Annotated in this window: 18 protein-coding genes; 8 read left to right on the top strand and 10 right to left on the bottom strand. The window is 65.2% G+C overall.

All coding sequences use genetic code 11. The features are described from left to right. The first annotated feature begins 75 nt into the window (after positions 1 to 75). Positions 76 to 966, top strand: a complete 891-nt coding sequence (locus tag J2X67_RS08520) for a LysR family transcriptional regulator (RefSeq protein ID WP_309952176.1) — start codon at positions 76 to 78, stop codon at positions 964 to 966. Between the two features lie 51 nt (positions 967 to 1,017). On the opposite strand, the gene J2X67_RS08515 is transcribed toward J2X67_RS08520, so the two are convergent. The 3 genes from J2X67_RS08515 to J2X67_RS08505 all read right to left on the bottom strand — a co-directional run bounded on the left by J2X67_RS08515 (position 1,018) and on the right by J2X67_RS08505 (position 3,583). Continuing rightward, entirely contained in the window at positions 1,018 to 2,070 is a 1,053-nt protein-coding gene (locus J2X67_RS08515; protein ID WP_309952174.1) for a DUF4241 domain-containing protein, read from the bottom strand. A gap of 69 nt (positions 2,071 to 2,139) precedes the next feature. Beyond that, entirely contained in the window at positions 2,140 to 2,778 is a 639-nt protein-coding gene (locus J2X67_RS08510) for a 3-oxoacid CoA-transferase subunit B (protein ID WP_309952173.1), read from the bottom strand. Position 2,779: 1 nt separating this feature from the next. Next, complete coding sequence (locus J2X67_RS08505; protein ID WP_309952171.1) at positions 2,780 to 3,583, bottom strand: CoA transferase subunit A; 804 nt, start codon at positions 3,581 to 3,583, stop codon at positions 2,780 to 2,782. A 103-nt stretch (positions 3,584 to 3,686) separates the two neighbouring features. Between J2X67_RS08505 and J2X67_RS08500 the strand changes: the two genes are divergently transcribed. Beyond that, positions 3,687 to 4,253: a LuxR C-terminal-related transcriptional regulator gene (locus tag J2X67_RS08500; RefSeq protein ID WP_258507463.1), complete on the top strand. Its 567-nt coding sequence runs from the start codon at positions 3,687 to 3,689 to the stop codon at positions 4,251 to 4,253. A gap of 148 nt (positions 4,254 to 4,401) precedes the next feature. After that, the gene (locus J2X67_RS08495; RefSeq protein ID WP_309952170.1) at positions 4,402 to 4,548 is read left to right on the top strand and encodes a hypothetical protein; all 147 of its coding nucleotides are present in this window, start codon (positions 4,402 to 4,404) and stop codon (positions 4,546 to 4,548) included. A gap of 29 nt (positions 4,549 to 4,577) precedes the next feature. Here J2X67_RS08495 and J2X67_RS08490 read toward each other — a convergent pair whose 3' ends face one another. Genes J2X67_RS08490 through J2X67_RS08475 form a run of 4 tightly spaced genes read right to left on the bottom strand, consistent with a single transcriptional unit; the run spans position 4,578 to position 8,143 of the window. After that, the gene (locus J2X67_RS08490; protein ID WP_309952169.1) at positions 4,578 to 5,561 is read right to left on the bottom strand and encodes a tripartite tricarboxylate transporter substrate binding protein; all 984 of its coding nucleotides are present in this window, start codon (positions 5,559 to 5,561) and stop codon (positions 4,578 to 4,580) included. Positions 5,562 to 5,610: 49 nt separating this feature from the next. After that, a complete protein-coding gene (locus J2X67_RS08485) occupies positions 5,611 to 5,991 on the bottom strand; it encodes a VOC family protein (protein WP_309952168.1) in 381 nt (126 codons plus the stop codon). Next, positions 5,988 to 6,971, bottom strand: a complete 984-nt coding sequence (locus J2X67_RS08480; RefSeq protein ID WP_309952167.1) for a hydroxymethylglutaryl-CoA lyase — start codon at positions 6,969 to 6,971, stop codon at positions 5,988 to 5,990. The genes J2X67_RS08485 and J2X67_RS08480 overlap by 4 nt, the downstream gene beginning before the upstream one ends. After that, positions 6,968 to 8,143 carry a CoA transferase gene (locus tag J2X67_RS08475; RefSeq protein WP_309952166.1) on the bottom strand — a complete coding sequence of 392 codons (1,176 nt, stop codon included), beginning with the start codon at positions 8,141 to 8,143 and terminating at the stop codon, positions 6,968 to 6,970. The genes J2X67_RS08480 and J2X67_RS08475 overlap by 4 nt, the downstream gene beginning before the upstream one ends. A gap of 356 nt (positions 8,144 to 8,499) precedes the next feature. Here J2X67_RS08475 and J2X67_RS08470 point away from each other — a divergent pair, with 356 nt between their 5' ends. Beyond that, complete coding sequence (locus tag J2X67_RS08470; RefSeq protein ID WP_309952165.1) at positions 8,500 to 9,411, top strand: LysR family transcriptional regulator; 912 nt, start codon at positions 8,500 to 8,502, stop codon at positions 9,409 to 9,411. Between the two features lie 27 nt (positions 9,412 to 9,438). On the opposite strand, the gene J2X67_RS08465 is transcribed toward J2X67_RS08470, so the two are convergent. After that, positions 9,439 to 10,389 (bottom strand): LysR family transcriptional regulator, encoded by a 951-nt coding sequence (locus J2X67_RS08465; RefSeq protein WP_309952164.1) that lies wholly within the window; start codon positions 10,387 to 10,389, stop codon positions 9,439 to 9,441. Between the two features lie 104 nt (positions 10,390 to 10,493). On the opposite strand from J2X67_RS08465, the gene J2X67_RS08460 reads away from it, so the two are divergent. The 3 genes from J2X67_RS08460 to J2X67_RS08450 all read left to right on the top strand — a co-directional run bounded on the left by J2X67_RS08460 (position 10,494) and on the right by J2X67_RS08450 (position 14,826). Next, positions 10,494 to 12,002 carry a CoA-acylating methylmalonate-semialdehyde dehydrogenase gene (locus tag J2X67_RS08460; protein WP_309952163.1) on the top strand — a complete coding sequence of 503 codons (1,509 nt, stop codon included), beginning with the start codon at positions 10,494 to 10,496 and terminating at the stop codon, positions 12,000 to 12,002. 147 nt (positions 12,003 to 12,149) lie between these two features. Beyond that, positions 12,150 to 12,992: a class I SAM-dependent methyltransferase gene (locus J2X67_RS08455; protein WP_309952161.1), complete on the top strand. Its 843-nt coding sequence runs from the start codon at positions 12,150 to 12,152 to the stop codon at positions 12,990 to 12,992. Between the two features lie 235 nt (positions 12,993 to 13,227). After that, a complete protein-coding gene (locus J2X67_RS08450) occupies positions 13,228 to 14,826 on the top strand; it encodes a glucan biosynthesis protein D (protein ID WP_309952160.1) in 1,599 nt (532 codons plus the stop codon). 6 nt (positions 14,827 to 14,832) lie between these two features. On the opposite strand, the gene J2X67_RS08445 is transcribed toward J2X67_RS08450, so the two are convergent. Continuing rightward, positions 14,833 to 15,750, bottom strand: a complete 918-nt coding sequence (locus tag J2X67_RS08445; RefSeq protein WP_309952159.1) for a LysR substrate-binding domain-containing protein — start codon at positions 15,748 to 15,750, stop codon at positions 14,833 to 14,835. Between the two features lie 126 nt (positions 15,751 to 15,876). On the opposite strand from J2X67_RS08445, the gene J2X67_RS08440 reads away from it, so the two are divergent. Beyond that, on the top strand, positions 15,877 to 16,632 hold the full coding sequence (locus tag J2X67_RS08440; protein WP_309952157.1) for a glucose 1-dehydrogenase: 756 nt from the start codon (positions 15,877 to 15,879) through the stop codon (positions 16,630 to 16,632). 6 nt (positions 16,633 to 16,638) lie between these two features. Here the strand turns inward: J2X67_RS08440 and J2X67_RS08435 are convergent, their stop codons facing one another. Further along, on the bottom strand, positions 16,639 to 17,007 hold the full coding sequence (locus J2X67_RS08435) for an FKBP-type peptidyl-prolyl cis-trans isomerase (protein WP_409050476.1): 369 nt from the start codon (positions 17,005 to 17,007) through the stop codon (positions 16,639 to 16,641). Between the last annotated feature and the right edge of the window lie 158 nt (positions 17,008 to 17,165).

Below are 17,165 nucleotides of genomic sequence, written 5' to 3'. Positions count from 1 at the left end.
ATTTGCCATGACAATAGACAAATATGCGCCATCGCTTTGCAAAAATGCAAAGCCCGACACGAGGCATGCGAGCACATGGACTGGGACAACCTTCGCTACTTTCTGGAACTGGCCCGCTCGGGCACGCTGATGAGCGCGGCGCGGCGCCTCGAGGTGGACCACACCACAGTGGCCCGGCGCATCCAGGCGCTTGAAAAGGAAGTGGGTGCGCCGCTTTTCTCGCGCGAAGCGGGCGGGCACAGGCTGACAGAGGCGGGCCGCAAGCTGCAGCCGCAAGTCGAAGCCATGGAGAGCGCCTTCCAGGCGGTGGAAAGCACCGCGCCGGCATCGCAAGAAGGCCTGTCGGGCCTGGTGCGCATCGGCGCTACCGAAGGCTTTGGCACCGTGGTGCTGGCGCCGCAGCTCGCGCTTTTTGCGCAGCAGCATCCCAAGCTCACCATCGACCTGCTGGCAATGCCGCGCCTGGTGCACCTTTCGCGGCGCGAGGCGGACATCGTGATTTCGCTCGAGCGGCCGGCGCGCGGGCCCGTGGTCGTGACCAAGCTCACCGACTACACGCTGCGGCTCTACGCGTCGAAGCAGTACCTGGCCGCGCACAAGCCGATAAAAACGCGCGAAGACCTGCGCGGCCACACCTTCATCAGCTACGTGGACGACCTGCTCTTCAGCAAGGAGCTGCAGTACCTGGACGAACTGCATCGGCCCGATGCCTTTGCGCTGCGCAGCACCAGCGTGCTGGCCCAGCACCGGGCGGTGGCCGCCGGAGCCGGCATTGCAGTGCTGCCGGCCTTCATTGCCGAGCAGGACGCCGCATTGCGCCCCGTGCTCGGCGACCAGGCCAACTTCACTCGCACCTTCTGGATGTCGATGCCGGCGGAAACCAAGCACCTTGTGCGGATGCGCGCGGTGTGGGAGTTTTTGCTCACCATCGCCCATTCGCAGAAGCACATGCTGATGCCGGGCTGAACTGCGGCACACCGGCGCGCTTCGACTCAAAGCTCAGGAGAACAGGCGCTTTCAGAGGCCCGAGCCTTTGGCAGGCACTGGTGCAGCGGCGGCAGTGTCGGCCGCCTCAAGCAACTCGATAATCGCCGGCACGCTTTCGAGCCAACGCGCATAGGCCAGGTAGGTCTCCGCCTCGCCCTCGATACGCAGATGCTCCGGCATGGTGGGACAAGGTGCGGCGCCCAGCAGCGCACCCAGGACTTCGGACTGGTTCATGCGGATCGCGCTCATGAGTGCGGTTTCGCCGAGCGACGGAACGATGTCGTTGACACCTGCAAGCCCGCCATCGAGCAAAGGCCGGACGGCGGCCGCGTTGCCGTTGACCGCGGCGGCTCCCAGCGCTTCGAGCGCCGCCAGCCTCTCTGGGGAAAGACTGGCCAGGTAGGCGTCGTCGCGTTTCTCGTCCTCGCTGCGCGCATCGCCACCTTCCATCGTCATGAAGTCGGTGACAAGCGCCACGGGTTCGCCGGACGCATCGATCGCCCAGAAGCTTGGATAGTTGCCGTCGCCCCAGCCTGAGCTGAAGATCAGCACGTTGTTCGCGCTGCCCTCGCCCAGCGGATAGTGGTCGGCCATGTCACTGCCGCCCAACTCGGTGTCGAGCACGTCGTCGTAGTAGCTGACGTAGTCGGGGTTGGCCGAAGATTCGCGCGCCTCGCGCTCGGCAATGGCCGCGGCGCCGTCGGCATCCATGAAGCAGCCGACGCCGGCATCGACGGGGTAGCCGTAGAACTCGTCGTCGCCGAGTTCGTCCTGCGATTGCCCTTCGAGCAACGCCGGTTCCCAGTGCAGATCGGTAAGCTGCAAACCGCCTCGGTCGCGCAGCCAGAGCACCGCCAGCGCATTGCGACGTCTGTGCTGCAGTACCTCTGCCGGGAATGTGCCGCGCCCGCTCACCCCGCGAACGAAAGGCTCGCGCTCGGGCTGCACCAGCGGATCGCACGCCACGATGCGGCCGCTTGTGATGTTGAGCACCCCGCAGGGCTGCCGCTGCAATCGCCGTGCGCGCAGCGCCTCGTCGTCTAGAAAAATGGTCTGGAGGTTGTCGAGGTCGAGATAGGCCATGCGTACAGTTTCTCATTCCTCCATGACGAAGGGCCGCAAATGCGGCCCTTGTCGATGCTGCGCTACTGCCTACTGGATCAGCTTGGCCCCGGTCCTGGCCTGCAGAGAATCGAAGCTCACGCCCGGTGCGAGCTCGACCACCTTGAGGCCCTCGGGCAGCACATCCATCACGGCCAGGTCGGTAATGATGCGGTCGACCACACCCACGCCGGTCAGCGGCAAGGTGCACTGCTCGAGAATCTTGAAGTCCTCGGTGCCGTCCTTCTTCCTGGCAACGTGCTCCATCAGCACAATGACGCGCTTCACGCCAGCCACCAGGTCCATGGCGCCGCCCATGCCTTTCACCATCTTGCCGGGGATCATCCAGTTGGCAAGGTCGCCCTTCACGCTCACCTGCATGGCGCCGAGGATCGACAGGTTGATCTTGCCGCCGCGGATCATCGCGAAGCTGTCGTGGCTGCCGAAGATGGCCGAACCCGGCAGCGTGGTAACGGTCTGCTTGCCGGCGTTGATCAGGTCGGCATCCACCTGCTCTTCGGTCGGGAACGGGCCAATGCCGAGCATGCCGTTCTCGCTTTGAAGCCAAACTTCCTTGTCGCCGACAAAGTTGGCCACCAGCGTGGGAATGCCGATGCCCAGGTTGACGTAGAAGCCGTCTTCGAGTTCTTGCGCCGCGCGCGCGGCCATTTGGTCTTGGGTCCAGGGCATCTCAGGCTCCTTTGTTGTTCTTGACGGGGGCGGGCACTTCGCTGCCGGCGGCGGCCTGGGCAATGGCGGCCTGGGCCTCGACCTTGGCGGCCGCGGCATCTGCCGGAGCGGCTGCCGTCACCGTGCGCTTTTCAATGCGCTTCTCGGGGTTGGCATTCAGCACGATGCGGTGCACGTAGATGCCCGGCAGGTGAATGTCGTCTGGCGCGAGCTCACCCACTTCGACGATCTTCTCGACCTCGACGATGCAGATCTTGCCGGCCATGGCTGCGGCGGGGTTGAAGTTGCGTGCCGTGAGGCGAAAGCGCAGGTTGCCCGACTTGTCGGCCACGTCTGCCTTGACCAGCGCCACGTCGGGCACCAGCGAGCGTTCCATCACGTAGGTTTCGCCGTCGAACTCGCGCAGCTCCTTGCCCTCGGCCACTTGCGTGCCCACGCCGGTCTTGGTGAAGAAGGCCGGAATGCCCGCGCCGCCCGCGCGCAGCTTTTCGGCCAGCGTGCCCTGGGGCGTGAACTCCAGCGCGAGCTCGCCGGCCAGGTATTGGCGCTCGAACTCCTTGTTCTCGCCCACGTACGACGCAATCATTTTCTTGATCTGGCGCGTTTCGAGCAGCTTGCCAAGGCCGAAGCCGTCGACGCCCGCGTTGTTCGAAATGACGGTGAGGTTCTGCACGCCGGTGTCCTTGAGCGCATCGATCAGCGCCTCGGGAATGCCGCACAGGCCGAAGCCGCCGACCGCGAGCATCTGCCCGTCGGCCACGACCCCCTTGAGTGCCGCGTCTGCGGAGGGATAAATCTTGTTCACTCGGGCTCCTTGATGGATGGGTGGAGAGTTGGCGAAAGCTTTTGAAGAGCCTTGAACGATACTACGTAGTCGCATACGTAGTATTTCGTAATGGTGACCCCCGATGCAGGAGATCGACTACCGCCTGGCCTTCGAGCATGCCCCCGTGGGCATGGTGGTTTCGCGCAACCGCACCATCGTGGCCTGCAACGAGCGGGTTTGCGAGATTTTTGGTGCAACGCCCTCTGCGCTGGTCGGGCATTCATTCAGCATTCTGTACCCGAGCGTGGCCGAGTTCGAGCGCATCGGCAAGCGCATGGAGCCGTTTTTGAACGCCAGCGGCCGCTATGCAGACAACCGCATGATGAAGCGCCTGGGCGGCCTGCACGGCGCCATGGCGGGCGAAACCTTCTGGTGCCATGTCACCGGCCACGCCATGAACCGCGCCGCGCCGCACGAAGCCGGCATCTGGACCTTCGAAGACCTGGGCTCTCGCCGCGCAGTGAAGGCCGAGCTCACGCCACGCGAGCGCGAGGTGGCGGCGCAGGTGATGCGCGGGCTCACGTCCAAGGAGATCGGCAAGGCGCTGGGCATCAGCCACCGCACGGTCGAACTGCACCGAGCGCGGCTCATGCGCAAGTACGCGGCGGCCACCACGGCGGAGCTGGTGCAGAAGCTCATTGCCGGCTAATTCTTCGCAGCTACCCTGACCCGGTTCCGCGCCGATCGTTGCAAAAACGGAAACGCGGTGTCGCGCAAAGGCCCGTGCCACGGTGCCTTGCGATGACTATCTTTGAGGCATGCGGGCAAGTCGCCCACAGCCACACAGGAGTACCGATATGACCACGCCTCTTCATTCTGAAAAGAACCTGCTTCTCTCGTCGAAGCTGTCGGTTGCGCGGGCGCAAGCCCTGGCCGCGCACCGGCTGCCCGTGACGCTGACCCTGGCAGCCATCATTCTCTCGGTGCTCGGCGTCAAGCCGTAGTGCCGTAGTGGGCTACGGCGCCGGCCCGGTCACTCGGGCTTGATGTCCGCCGCCTTGATCACCTTCGACCAGGCCACAAGTTCCTGGTCGACAAACTTGCCCAGCGCCGCGGAATCCATGTAGGTGGCAAAGGCGCCCTGCTCGTCCACCTTCTTGCGGAACGATTCGCTCTCGACGATCTTCTTGATCTCGGCGCTGAGCTTTGCCACCACCTCGGGCGGCGTCCTGGCCGGCGCGAACACCGCAAACCACGACTCCACTTCGTAGCCCGGCAAGCCTGCCTCGGCCGACGTCGGCACGGTGGGCATCGACGGATGCCGCTTGCTGCCGGTATAGGCCAGCGCCTTCATCCGCCCGCTCGCAATGTGCCCGATGACCGAGGGCGGCGTGGTGATGAACATGTCCACGTTGCCCGCAATCAGGTCGTTGATGGCCGGGCCCGAGCCTTTGTAGGGCACATGCGTCATCGGCTGTTTGGCCTGGCGCGACAGCAGCTCTCCCGCAATGTGCTGGATCGACCCGTTACCCGACGAGGCGTAGAACAAGCCGCCTTCTTTCTTCTTGCCGTGCTCGATGAGTTCCTTCATCGAGTTGACCGGCAGCTTGCCGCTGACGGCCACCACGTGCGGCGCACGCATCACCATGGCCACGGGCACGAAGTCTTTGGTGGGGCTCCACTTGAGCTGCGGGTAGAGCGAGGGGTTGCCCACGTGATAGCCCGAGTACTGCATCAGCAGCGTGTAGCCGTCGGGCGCGGCACGCGCCACGGCCTCGGCGCCGATGTTGCCGCTGGCGCCGGGCCGGTTGTCGACGACGACAGGCTGGCCCAATGCGCGTTGCAGCGGATCGCCGACCATGCGCGCCATGATGTCCGTGGACCCCGCGGGCGCGGTAGGCACGATGAAGGTGATCGGCTTCGAAGGCCAGGTGTCGGCGCTGGCGGCTGCGGTTGCAAGCGCAAGGCCGAGGCCGAGGCCAAGGCCGGCCGCGACAGAGCGAAATGGGGGTTTCATGGTTTGTCTCCGGATATTTTTGAATTTGCGTCTGAAGCAGGGTCCTTCGTCAGGGCGCCAGCTCCGAGATTTCGATGAGGTTCATGTCGGGGTCGCGCACATAGACCGAGCGGATGCGCGACGTGGCGCCCGTCCGCATCACGGGGCCTTCGATGATCGGCACGCCCTTGTCCTGCAGCCTTGCAATCACTTCGTCCAGCGGCACGCTTGCGATGAAGCACAGGTCCAGCGCTCCTGGCGTCGGCGCCTGCGCCTTGGGCTCGAATTCGTGGCCCTTCACGTGCAGGTTGATCTTCTGGTCGCCGAAGCAAAAGGCCTTGCGGCCCGGGCCGAAGGTTTCCAGCGTCATGCCCATTACGTCGATGTAGAAGCGGGTGCAGGCCTCCTCATTGGCGGTGGTGAGCACCAGGTGGTCCAGATGGTCGATCATGGGTGCAGCTCCTTGCCGCGGCGCGCATGCGCGCGCGCCGCTATGTCGTTGAAACCGGGCGGCGGCGCATGACGCGTGAGCCGGTGGCCAGCGCGGAAAACCTGGCTCGGCAAATCGTGCTGCACCAGGTTCTCGAGCACCGAAGCCGCTTCGAGAAGGCCCTCGAGATTCATGCCCGTGTCGTAGCCCATGCATTGCAGCATGTGCACCACGTCTTCCGTGGCCACATTGCCGGTAGCGCCGGGGGCGTAGGGGCAACCGCCGATGCCGCCCAGCGACATGTCGAGCCGTTCGACCCCCGCTTCGACCGCGGCCACTGTGTTTGCAAGCCCCATCCCGCGCGTGTTGTGAAAGTGGGCCGTCCATTGCGTTGCAGGGCGCCTGGCCAGCACCGCCTTGCAGATAGCCTCCACCTGCGTGGGAAATGCCATGCCCGCGGTGTCGCACAGCGTGACGCCCTGCACCTGCAATGCCGCGAAGCGGTCGATCCATTCGAGCACCGCGGCCAGCGGCACTTCGCCTTCCATCGGGCAGCCGAACACGCATGAGAGCGAAACGTTCACAGGCACGCCGACCTGCCTTGCCAGCGCGATAACCTGGGCAAGTTCGGCAAAAGACTGCTCGCGCGTCATGCGCAGGTTGCTGAGGTTGTGCGTCTCGCTCACCGACATGACGATGTTGAACTCGTCGATGCGGCTTTCCAGTGCTCGCTCGGCCCCGCGCAGGTTTGGCACCAGCGCGGTGTAGACCACGCCGGGGCGGCGCGCGATGCGCTGCATGACCTCTTCGCCGTCGCGCAGTGCCGGTATCGCCTTGGCGGAAGTGAACGAGGTGACCTCGATCTTGGCGTAGCCGAGCGCGCTCAGGCGGTCGATCAGCGCGATCTTGTCGTCGGTCGGAATGAAGCGGCTTTCCATCTGGAATCCGTCGCGGGTGGCCACTTCGTTGACGAAGAGCCGCTTGCCGTTGCCCCCTTTCATACCGCCTCGCTTTTCTCGGTGCGGCGCGCGGGCCAGCCCGAGCCGCGCAGGTCGCCGGTGTGTTCGCCGAGCCGCGGTGCCGGGTGCGCAATGCGCCCCGGCGTGGCGCTGAGCTTGGGCACCACGCCGGGCACCTTGAGCGTGCCGCCATCGGACGTGGTCGCCTCCACGATCATCTGCCGCGCCTTGTATTGCGGATCGGCGGCAATGTCGGCCACCGAGTAGATGCGCCCTACAGGCACGCCAGCCGCATCGAGCACCGCCAGAACTTCGTCGCGGCCACGCTGGAGCGTCCACGCCTCGATAGCGACATCGATTTCTTCCACGCGCTGCACACGGCCGTCGTTGTGCACCAGTTGGGGGTCGTTCTCCAGGTCTGCGCGTCCGATTGCACGCATCAGCCGGCGAAAGATGCTGTCGCCATTGCCCGCCACCAGTACATAGCGGCCGTCGCTGCACTTGTAGGCGTTGGTCGGCGCAATGCCCGGCAAGGCGCTGCCAGAGCGCTCGCGCACCGCGCCGAACGCGTCGTATTCGGGCAGCAGGCTTTCCATGACGTTGAAGACCGACTCATAGAGCGCCACGTCGATGAATTGTCCGTTGCCGCCATGGGCTGTGCGGTGGTGCAGCGCGGTGAGCACGCCGATCACGCCGTGCAGCGCAGCCAGCGTGTCGCCGAGCGAAACGCCCACGCGCACAGGCACCCGTCCCGGTTCGCCGCTCAGGTAGCGCAGCCCGCCCATCGATTCGCCGAGCACGCCAAAGCCCGGCTTGTCGCGGTAGGGGCCCGTCTGGCCGTAACCAGAGATGCGCAGCATGATGAGCCGGGGGTTGAGCGCATGCAGCTGTTCCCAGCCCAGGCCCCAGCCCTCGAGCGTGCCCGGCTTGAAGTTCTCGATGAGCACGTCGGCCTCTAGCGCCAGTGCGCGCACCGCCTCCTGGCCTTCGGCGCTGCGAAGGTCGAGGCACACAGAGCGCTTGTTGCGCGACTGCACCTCCCACCACACCGAAGTGCCTTCGCGCAGCATGCGCCACTTGCGCAGCGGATCGCCGACGCCCGCGGGCTCGACCTTGATCACGTCGGCACCGAATTCGGCCAGCGTCTTGCCGGCGAACGGCCCGGCGATGAGCTGGCCGAGCTCCAGCACCTTGAGGCCTTCGAGTGCGTTCATCTGCGTCTGTCTCCTTTGGGAATGCCCCAACTCTAAGAACAGATCGCAGCCGCCGGAATTGCTGTGACGGCAGCACGCCTTCGCAAAATGCGAAGGCGCTTCGAGTCTTACTTTCTTTTGGCCGCCGCGGGTGGTCGGGCTACATGCGGGTGTCGGCCAGCAGCAACTCCAGGCCGCATGGGTGGTTGCTCAAGATGGCCTCCAGACTAGGCCAGTAGTTCGGCAAGTGCGGACATGTCAGTGGATCTCCATAGTGTCGCGTCTATTCAGGGGCTGTTGTTCAGGGCTTGTGCAAAGGCCACCGGTTACCCCCTTCCGCGAATGTCTCTCGTCGGTGCCGTCCCTAGAATCCAGCGATGGCCAGCCTCATCAATCCCGCGCGTGTCGATTTCGTGACGCTGCGCCTTTTCTGCGCAGTGGCGCAGTCGGGCAGCATCACCAAGGGCGCTGAGGCCTGCCACCTTGCCCTCTCGGCGGCCAGCCGGCGGCTTTCGGATTTCGAGGCCGCCACCGGGTCGAAGCTGCTGGAGCGCAGCTCGCAAGGCATCGCGCTCACCCCCGCGGGCCATGTGGCCATGCAGCACGCGATGAGGCTCTTCCAGGGCTTCGAGCAATTCAGCAACGAGCTTGGCGACTACTCCAGCGGCGTGCGCGGGCACGTGCGGTTATGGGCCAACATGTCGGCGCTTACAGAGTTCCTGCCGGCCACGCTGGCGGCGTTTCTCGGCCAGCATCCGGACATTCGCGTCGAGGTGGAAGAACAACTGAGCGGCGACATCGTTCGCGCCCTGGTCGACGGCCTGGCCGACGTGGGCGTGTTCGCGGAGAACACGCCCGCCTACGGGCTCGACGTGGCGCAGTTCCAGACCGACGAACTGGTGGTGCTCTGCGCCAGGCAGCATCCGCTTGCGCGCACGCGAAGAACCGACTTCAAGACCTGCCTCGCGCATGAGTTCGTCGGGCTCAACCGCAGCAGCTCGCTGCTCGAGTTGACGTCGCGCGCCGCCGAGCAAGCCGGCATTCCGATGCGCTTGCGCGTGCAGGTGCGCAGCTTCGACGCGATGTGCCACATGATTGCCGCCAACCTGGGCATCGGCGTGGTGCCGCTCGCGGCCTGCAAGGCGCAGGTGAGCGCACTCGATCTCAAGGTGGTGCGGCTGAAAGACACCTGGGCCGTTCGCCGGCTGCTGATGGCGACGAAGACTGGAGAGACCCTGTCGCCGGCTGCGCAGCTGCTGGTTGGGCAGCTGCTTGCCTCCTCCACTTGAGGACGGACAGGACTCGCCGCCGCGCCCTCAGGCTTGCGGCACCTGGAACCCGGCCTTCAATGTCTCCCTGAGGTGGCTCACAAACAGGTTGACCGCGCGCGGTATATGCAGCGAGTAAGGCCGTATGGCGTAGATATGGTCCGCGAACGCGCCGGTGGGCTGCCAGTCGGGGAGCACCTCGACCAGCTTGCCTGCTTGCAGGGCCGACTGCGCGCTGAAGTCGGGCAGCAGTGCAATGCCCAGCCCCGCCTGTGCGGCATCGCGCAGTGCTTCGCTGTTGTTGGCCGCGAGCGGTCCGGCAATGGGCACGGTCATGCGCTCGGCCTGGCGTGCCCGGGCATTCCGCCGCTCGAACGACCACACATTGGTCTCCTGCCCGCGCGGATAGTGCAGGCAATCGTGCTCGGCGAGCATGGCCGGTGCCAGCGGCGTTCCCTTGCGGCGCAAGTAGGCCCGGCTGGCCACCAGCACCGACCGGGTGTCGCACAGCCGCCAGGCCACGTGCGTATCGGGCGGCGAAGCGGCATGCCGCACCGCCAGGTCGAAGCCCTCCGTCGCAAGCGAGCTGAGCCGGTCTGAAAGCTCCATCTCGATGCGGATCGACGGATGCGCGAGCAGAAAGTCGGCCAGCCTTGGCAAAAGCTGCTGCCGCCCCAGCGCAACTGGCGCAGTAACGCGCACCAGCCCGCGCGGTTCGCCGGCATGGTCCTGCGCCTTCAGAAAACTGTGGGCAATCTGCTCGAAGGGCTCCCGGGTCTGGTCCACAAGCTGCTGGCCGGCCTCGGTGAGCCGCATGCTGCGCGTGGTACGCCGCACCAGCGGAACGCCCGCAGCACGCTCCAGCTCGGCGATGCGTTGGCTCATGGCGGCCTTGCTCACGCCCAGGCGCGCCGCAGCGGCGGTGTAGCTGCCCTGCTGGCCCAGCACTATCAGCCAGTGCAGGTGCGTCCACAAAGATTCGGCTTTTTGCGTATCCATGGCTGCATTGTTCACCATGGCGAACAAACAGTTCAACTTTAGCGCCTAGGCAGCAGCCCTTCCCTTTTCTAGACTGGCGCAATCACTTGACCCTGGGACTCTCCATGACCACACAGATCGCGCATTTCATCGGCGGCCAGCACACGGCCGGCGGCTCCAACCGCACGCAGGACGTCACCAATCCGGCCTCCGGCAAGGTCACTGGCAAGGTGGTTCTTGCGGCTGCGGCCGACGTCGACGCGGCCGTGGCAGCCGCCCAGGCCGCCTTTCCCAAGTGGGCCGACACGCCGCCCATTCGCCGTGCCCGCGTGATGTTCAAGTTTCTGGAGCTGCTCAACCTGCACAAGGACGAGCTCGCGCACATGATCACCGCCGAGCATGGCAAGGTGTTCACCGACGCGCAGGGCGAGGTTTCGCGCGGCATCGACATCGTCGAATTCGCCTGCGGCATTCCGCAGCTGCTCAAGGGCGACTTCACCGACCAGGTGAGCACCGGCATCGACAACTGGACGCTGCGCCAGCCCCTGGGCGTGGTGGCGGGCATTACGCCCTTCAACTTTCCGGTGATGGTGCCGATGTGGATGTTCCCGGTGGCCATTGCCGCGGGCAACACCTTCATTCTGAAGCCCAGCCCGACCGACCCGACGCCTTCGCTGCGCATGGCCGAGCTGCTGAAGGAAGCCGGCCTGCCCGACGGCGTGTTCAATGTGGTGCAGGGCGACAAGGCCGCAGTCGATGCGCTGCTCGAACACCCCGACGTCAAGGCCGTGAGCTTTGTGGGCTCTACCCCCATTGCCAACTACATCTACGAAACCGGTGCACGCAACGGCAAGCGCGTGCAGGCGCTGGGCGGTGCAAAGAACCACATGGTGGTAATGCCCGACGCGGACATCGACCAGACGGTAGATGCACTCATCGGCGCCGGCTACGGCTCGGCCGGCGAACGCTGCATGGCCATCAGCGTGGCGGTGCTGGTGGGCGACGTGGCGGACAAGATCATTCCCAAGCTGGTCGAACGCACGAAGACGCTCAAGGTGCTCGACGGCGAGAACCTCGCGGCCGAAATGGGCCCGATCGTCACCCGCGCGGCGCACGAACGCATCACCGGCTACATTGCCCAGGGCGAAAAAGAAGGCGCAAAGCTGCTGGTCGATGGCCGCCAGTTCGACGGCAGCAAGGCTGGCGAAAACTGCGGCGACGGCTTCTGGATGGGCGGCACGCTGTTCGACCACGTCACGCCCGAGATGCGCATCTACAAGGAAGAGATCTTCGGCCCCGTGCTCTCGTGCGTGCGGGTTGCCAACTTCAAGGACGCGGTCGACCTGGTCAACGACCACGAGTTTGGCAACGGCGTGAGCTGCTTCACGCGCGACGGCAATGTGGCGCGCGAGTTCAGCCGCCGCATCCAGGTGGGCATGGTCGGCATCAACGTGCCGATTCCGGTGCCGATGGCGTGGCACGGCTTCGGCGGCTGGAAGCGCTCGCTCTTCGGCGACATGCACGCTTACGGCGAAGAAGGCGTTCGGTTCTATACCAAGCAGAAGTCGATCATGCAGCGCTGGCCGGAGAGCATCGGCAAGGGCGCCGAGTTCGTGATGCCCACTGCAAAGTGAGCCAGGCGAGCCGGGTTAGTGAATTGATTCGAAGCAATAAGTAATAGCCGCCCGCGCGGCGACGCATGGCCGGGGCTAACCAAAGGCTGACTTGCCCCGCTGTGCGGTAGCAGCCAGACTTTGGGCATGACCCCTGGTCCGGCGCCCATGACAACAGACAAAGCCGCGCGCAGCCTGTCGGCCGTGCCCTCCACCCTGCGCATCTCGCTTGCGGCACGGGCCTCGGGCGATGCGATGTTTCCGCAGCTGGGCGTGCGGGACGCCTACGCCGCATCGGTGCTGGAGCAGATACGCGACGACTGGCATGCCCTGCCGGAAGACAGGGCCACCATCTACGGCATCCTGAACCGCACGCGCCGCTTTCGCAGCCTTGCGCAAGATTTTCTCAAGCAGCACCCGGGCGGCCGCGTGGTCAACATGGGCTGCGGGCTGAGCCATTACTTCCAGTGGCTGGACGACGGCGAGTGCCGCCTGACCGACGCCGACCTGCCCGAGGTGCTCGAACTGCGCCGGGAGTTGATTCCCGAGACCAACCCGCGCCACGACGTGTGCCCGCTCGACCTGACATCGAAGGGCTGGTGGGATCAGCTGGCATTGCCGCGCACCCGCAACGAACGGCCCGTGTTTCTCTTCACCGAAGGCGTGCTGATGTACCTCGAGCCGCAACAGGTGCAGGCCGTGTTCGCGACCTTCGGCGAGCGCGCGCCCGCAGGCTCGGTGCTGGCGTTCGACGCCATGTGCTGGCTTGGCGTTGGGCGCGCCGCGCAGCACCCCTCGGTGCGCGCCACCGGAGCGGAGTTTCGGTGGGGGCTGCGCCGCACCTCCGAACCGGCTGAAGCCCATCCGCGCTTGCGGCTCGATTCCGTCTACCGCGCGCTGGAAGGCTTCGGCCTCATGTACACCTTGTTTGCGCCGCTGGTCCTGATGATGCTTGGTGTGCCGCTCTATGCCGTGTATGCGTTGACCGCGGCAGACGGCGCCGATACATAAACGCACAATTTTCTGCAATCTCCGGCCTTGTCTGGCCTCGTTTGCGCGGCTTGGCTGACGCACGGAGCGGCCCGGCCAAGGCATGCTCGCCGTTCCTCCTGTCGCGGAGAAAATCCTGGCGCGTGCTGCATTAGGATGGTTTCTTCCGCAGCCCGGCCGTCACATTCGATGGCCGCGTCTCTCGCTCCAGTGAATCGTTTCCGTACCTCCAAGACTCGCAACCCTCAAGAAACACATGCTTGATCGCCGATCCTTCCTTGCCGCTGGTGGTGCCGCCGCCGCACTCGCCGCCCTTGGACTGCCCGAAGAGGCAATGGCCGCCAACGGCCTCAAACTGAGCCAGCCCGCCCCTTTTTCGTTCGATCGCCTTGTCGCGCAAGCCAAGCGCCTTGCAGCACAACCTTACGCAGCAGCCACTCCGCTCGCACCCGATGTGCTCGAGAAGATCGACTACGACGCGCACGGCAAGATCAAGTTCGATCCCGCCAACGCCCTCTTCCGCGACGGGCCCGGCGCCTTTCCGGTCACCTTCTTTCACCTGGGCCGCTTCTTCCAGACGCCGGTGCGCATGCATGTGCTCGAAAACGCCGGCGGCGATGTGTTTGCGCGCGAGGTGCTCTACAGCCCCACCTACTTCTCGATGCCTTCCGACAGCCCGGCGCGCGCGCTGCCGGCCGGGGCGGGCTTTGCAGGCTTCCGCCTGCAGGAAAGCCGCCTGGGCGACCAGGGCAAGCTCGACTGGCAGAAGAACGACTGGGTCGCGTTTCTGGGCGCCTCCTACTTCCGCGCCATCGGCGAGCTGTACCAATACGGCCTGTCGGCACGCGGCCTCGCACTCGACGTGGCCGTGCCCGACAAGCCTGAAGAGTTTCCGACCTTCACGCGCTACTACTTCGAAACCCCTGCGGCCAACAACACCACCTCGATGACGGTCTACGCGCTGCTCGAGGGGCCGAGCGTCACCGGGGTGTTCAAGTTCGTCATGCAGCGCGGCAAGGCCGTGATCATGGACATCGATTCGCGCCTCTTCCTGCGCCGCGACATCTCGCGCCTCGGGCTGGTGCCGCTCACCTCGATGTATTGGTACTCGGAGACCATCAAGCCCACCGCCATCGACTGGCGCCCCGAGGTGCACGACTCCGACGGCCTTGCCATCTGGAACGGCGCGGGCGAGCGCATCTGGCGCCCGCTCAACAACCCGACGCAAACCCGCGCCTCGGCCTTTGCCGACACAAAGCCGCGCGGCTTCGGCCTGCTGCAGCGCGACCGCGTGTTCGACAACTACCAGGACGGCGTCAACTACGAAAAGCGCCCGAGCCTGTGGATCGAGCCGCAGGGTGATTGGGGCGAGGGTTCGGTGCAACTCATCGAGATTCCCACCGACGACGAGATCCACGACAACATCGTCGCCTTCTGGGTGCCCAAGGCCGACGCCAAGGCAGGCGCAAGCTACAGCCTGCAGTACCGGCTGCACTGGACCGACCAGGAGCCCTTTCCCTCCCCGCTCGCGCGCTGCGTGGCAACGCGCATCGGCCGCGGCGGACAACCGGGCCAGCCGCGGCCCCCGGGCGTGCGCAAGTTCATGGTCGAGTTTGTCGGCGAGCCGCTCACCACTGTGCCCTTCGGCGTGAAACCCGAACTGGTGCTGACCGCGCCGCGCGGCAAGTTCTCTTACGTGTTTGCCGAGGCCGTACCCAACGGCGTGCCTGGCCACTGGCGCGCGCAGTTCGACTTCACGCCTGAAGGCAACGAGCCCGTCGACATGCGGCTCTACCTGAAGACCGGTGACAAGACGCTCACGGAAACCTGGCTGTATCAATTCCAGCCGAGTTGATCGCCATCAGCGCCCTGCGCGTGGGTTGTAGGGTGCGAAGAGTTCCACGGCCCAGTCGACGAACACGCGCAGCTTGGCGCTCAGGTGCCGGTTGGCGGGGTACACCACGTGGAGCGGGTATGGCGGCGGTGCCCACTCTTGCAGCACCTCTACCAGCGCGCCGCTTGCGAGGTACGGCGCGGCCATCGGGTAAAAGACCTGCGACACGCCCATGCCGGTAAGCACGGCAGTGATCTGCGCGGTGCTTTCGTTCACGCCCACCACGGTGCGGCCGTGAATCTCGATGCGCTCTTCACCACGCGCATAGCGCAGCGGAATCGCGCGGTTGCTCAGAGATGAGAAGTAGCCCACCACCTGATGCGCGCCGCCGCCGAGGTCCGCCGGTGTCTTGGGCATGCCATGGCGCTCGAGGTAGCCCGGCGTGGCGCAGGTCACGAAGGGCAAGGTCGCGATGCGTCGCGCCACCAGCGACTGGTCGCTCAGTTCGCCGGCGCGGATCACGCAGTCGACCGCATCGCCGATCAGGTTCACCGGCCGGTCGCCCACGCCGATCTCCAGTTCGATCTCCGGGTACCGCGCGTGAAATGCCGGCAGTTGCGGAATCAGGATCATGTTGGCAAACGACGAGCCGACATCCACCCTCAGCCGACCGCGCGGATTCGCCTGCGCGTTGCTGAGATCCGATTCGATCTCTTCCAGCTCGGCCAGCACGCGTGCCGTTCGCTCGTAGTAAGCGGCCCCCTCCGGCGTGACCGTCACACGCCGCGTCGTACGCTGCAGCAGCTTCACGCGCAGATGCGTCTCGAGCTGCTGCACCAGCTTGGTCACCGACGGCTTGGGCATCTGCAGCGAATCGGCTGCGCGGGTGAAGGTGCCTGCCTCGACCACCCGGGCGAAGACACGCATGGCGGCAATCTGGTCCATTGCCGGATTATTAGTGATTCATGAATAAACAAATCCGGCGCAGCGTCTTGGTCCGCAGGGGGATGGCGCCCAAACTTCCTTTCTCTGTTCAACGCCGCCTCGCGGCAATCCAAAGGAAGAATTCCCATGTCCCAACTCAAGCTCAACGACAAGATCGCTCTCGTCACCGGCGGTACCAGCGGCATCGGCCTGGCCACCGCCCAACGCTTCGCGGCCGAAGGCGCCTACGTATTCATCACGGGCCGCCGCCAGGCCGAACTCGATGCGGCCGTAAAAACCATTGGCCGCAACGTGACCGGCGTGCTCGGCGACGTGTCGAATCTCGCCGATCTCGACCGTCTCTATGCGGCCATCAAGGAACAAAAGGGCCGGCTCGATGTGCTCTTCGCGAACGCAGGCGGCGGCAGCCTGCTGCCGCTGGGCCAGATCACCGAGGAGCACTTCGACAAGATCTTCGGCACCAATGTGCGCGGGCTGCTCTTCACCGTGCAGAAGGCGCTGCCGCTGATGCCGAAGGGCGCATCGATCGTCCTCAATGCATCGATCACCAGCATCAAGGGCACGCCCGCCTTCAGCGTCTACAGCGCCACGAAGGCGGCAGTGCGCAGCTTTGCGCGCAGCTGGGCGGTGGACCTGAAGGATGCCGGCATCCGCGTCAACGCCGTGAGTCCCGGCGTGGTGCCTACCCCGGCCTATGAACTGCTGGGCCTCACGCCGGAGCAGGTGAAGGGCTTCATCGACTCACAGGCACAGAACATTCCGCTTGGCCGGGTGGGCGCGCCCGACGAGATCGCCAAGGCCGTGGTGTTCCTGGCCTCGGACGACAGCAGCTTCGTGCACGGCGCCGAGCTCTTCGTCGACGGCGGCATGGCGCAGATCTAGGCTTGGTCAGCGCTTCTTCACCGACACCAGCTCGACTTCGAAGTTGAGCGTGGCGTTCGGCGGAATCACGCCGCCTGCACCGCGCGAGCCGTAGGCAATGGCCGGCGGGCAGGTCAGCTTGGCCTTGCCGCCGGGCTTCATCTTTTGCACGCCTTCGGTCCAGCAAGGGATCACGCCGTTGAGCGGAAACTCGGTGGGCTCGCCGCGGCTGTAGGAGCTGTCGAACTCCTTGCCGGTATCGGGAAAGGTGCCGCGGTAGTGCACCTTGACCACGTCGGTTGCGGCCGGCGAAGCGCCAGTGCCTTCCTTCAGCGATTGATAGACCAGCCCGCTCGGCGTGGTGACGGGGGCCGACTGCGCCCAGGCACCGGACACGGCACATACGGAAAGAACTGCAGCACAGACGAGCGACGAAGAAGAAAAGGACTTCACGGAATACCTCGGAAGGATGGAAAAGCATGATTATGGCGAGCGGTGGAACGGCCCTTGCTTTGCTGCATGTGCACTGTCAACATCCGCAAAAAGAGAGGAAA

The organism is Variovorax sp. 3319, assembly GCF_031456585.1.
In the GTDB taxonomy this organism is placed as follows: domain Bacteria; phylum Pseudomonadota; class Gammaproteobacteria; order Burkholderiales; family Burkholderiaceae_C; genus Variovorax; species Variovorax paradoxus_P.
Note: the sequence above shows the minus strand (reverse complement) of the source record. Positions and strands in the feature narration are given on the sequence as shown.